This is a genomic window from Streptomyces sp. NPDC005485 (assembly GCF_040606085.1).
Lineage (GTDB): Bacteria > Actinomycetota > Actinomycetes > Streptomycetales > Streptomycetaceae > Streptomyces.
Window position 1 is genome coordinate 1 of the sequence record NZ_JBEXDZ010000313.1, and the last position, 2,034, is coordinate 2,034.

1 protein-coding gene and 1 pseudogene are annotated in these 2,034 nt (G+C 73.7%); both read left to right on the top strand.

The genetic code is table 11. The features are described 5' to 3' along the window. Positions 1–1,334, top strand: a 1,334-nt coding sequence (locus ABZS97_RS43825) for an SUKH-4 family immunity protein (protein WP_356149643.1), incomplete at its 5' end; no start/stop codon positions are given. Between the two features lie 205 nt (positions 1,335–1,539). Beyond that, positions 1,540–2,034 (top strand): annotated as a pseudogene (locus ABZS97_RS43830) (cellulose-binding protein); the annotation flags it as partial.

The following is a 2,034-nucleotide window of genomic DNA, read 5'->3' on the forward strand; positions in this document are numbered from 1 at the left end:
AGGACATCAAGCGCCTCACCATCTGGGGCAACCACTCGGCCACCCAGTACCCGGACATCTTCCACGCGACTGTGGCGGGCAAGAACGCGGCCGAGCTGGCCGGTCCTGCCGTCGGCGGCCCCGGCGCGCCTCAGCCGCCGCACGCGCCGGGAACCCCCGGTGGCGCCCCGGGTGTCCCGGGCGCCCCGCCCCCGGGCAACGTCCATCACGCGGCGACGATGCTGGCCGGCCCGCAGGTCGGTCCGCCCGTCGGCGGCCCCGGCGTGCCCCCGCCGCCGCAAGCGCCTCAGCCGCTGCCCGGTCAGCCCTTCCCGGGGCAGCAGCAGCCGGCGTACGGCTATCCGCAGCCGCCCGTCGGGCAGCCGATCGTGGGCCCCGGCTACCAGGCCGTGCTGCGCTACCGCGCGCAGGACGGCTCCGAACAGCAGCTCATCCGCCGCTCCGCGCCGGGCACCCCGCACCCGGAGTGGCAGATCCTGCACGAGCTGCGTGCGATGAACGTGCCGCCGCAGCAAGTCCTTGAGCTGCACACGGAGTTGGAGTCGTGCGAGCTGCCGGGCGCGTACTGCGCGCGGATGATCCGGGAGAGCTGGCCGCAGGCGCGGATCACCAGCATCGCGCCGTACGGCACCGATCACGCGAGCCGTCAGCAGGGCATGCACCAACTGATCGCGCACCAGGGTGAGTTGCATCAGGTCGCGGACGGTCCGGCGCGTCCGGCGCCGGTGCGTGCGCCGATTCCGCCGGTGCAGCCGGCGCCGCCGATCCCGCCGGAGGCGATCGGCCAGGAGCTGGTGGGGGCGTTCGGGCCGGGCGTCTTCCGGTTCGACCAGGCCGCCGTCTCCCGCCAGGGTGTGCCCAACATCGTGGCGCACACGCTGGTGGTGGCCGGTCTTCCGGCCGACATGGGCCCGTTCTTCTGGGCGCAGGCCCAGCCGGGCCGTCCGGTGCCGACGCTGGCCGAGATGGCGCAGGAGCGCGGGGTGCAGCCCGCCGCGGACGCGGGCTCGTACCTGGTCATGGGCAGCGACTTCGGCAAGGCGATCTGCGTTCAGTACGGCACGGCGAACATCGTGGCCGTGCCGGTGGAGGCGGGTCCGGGCGGAGCCCCGGTGCCGCCGCAGTTCGTGAACACGGGCCTGCCCGAGTTCGCCCGCTGCCTCGCCCTGCTCGGCCGTATGTGGCGGCTGCGCTTCGGCCTCAACCAGGAGCAGGCGGGCCGCTGGACCGTCGACTTCCAGGCTCAGCTCGCCTCCCTCGACCCGGCGGCCCTGGGTTCCCCGGAGTCCTGGTGGTCGGTCCTGCTGGAGCAGATGTGGGACGGCCTGCTGTGACGTCGAGGTGACTGCCTCTCAGGGGCGGGCCCGGTCATCTGACCGGGCCCGCCCTTTTGTATGCGCATCCTGACCGTGACTGATGGGCGGAGTGTCGCGTTATGCACACTTCCGTGCGATCCATCAAGATGTGCGCGAAATAGTCATTTCGTTCAGGCCGGATTCGTTCAGGTCGGGTTCGTTTGGTTCGGAGAGGGGTCCCTCGATGAGCGGTGCATCGGTGTCGCCGCACGGCTTCGTGGTTGTGCGGGGGCGTGGTTACCGGCCCGAGCAGGTGGAGGCGTACGCCGCCGGGCTCTCGCTGGACCGGGACGCGGCGTGGGAGCGGGCGGCGCGGCTGACCGTGCTGGCCAAGGACATGGACGCGGAGGCGGGGCGGCTGCGGGAGGTCGTGGCGGGACTCGGTCCGCAGACGTACGAGGAACTGGGGGAGCGCGCCCGCAGGATCTTCCAGCTCGGCGAGGAGGAGGCCGCGGCGGTCGTGGAGCAGGGGCGCCGCGATGCCCGGCTGGTCGTGGCGGAGGCCGAGGAGGCGGGGCGCCGGGTGCGCGACGAGGCGCGGGCGGAGGCCGACGCGGTGCGCGGTGACGCCGAGGAGCGCGCCCGGCAGCGGCTGCTGGTGGCCCGCGCCGAGGCCGACGAGATGCGGATCTCGGCCCGGCGGGACGTGAAGGAGGGCCGCGGCGAGGCGCTGGCCGCG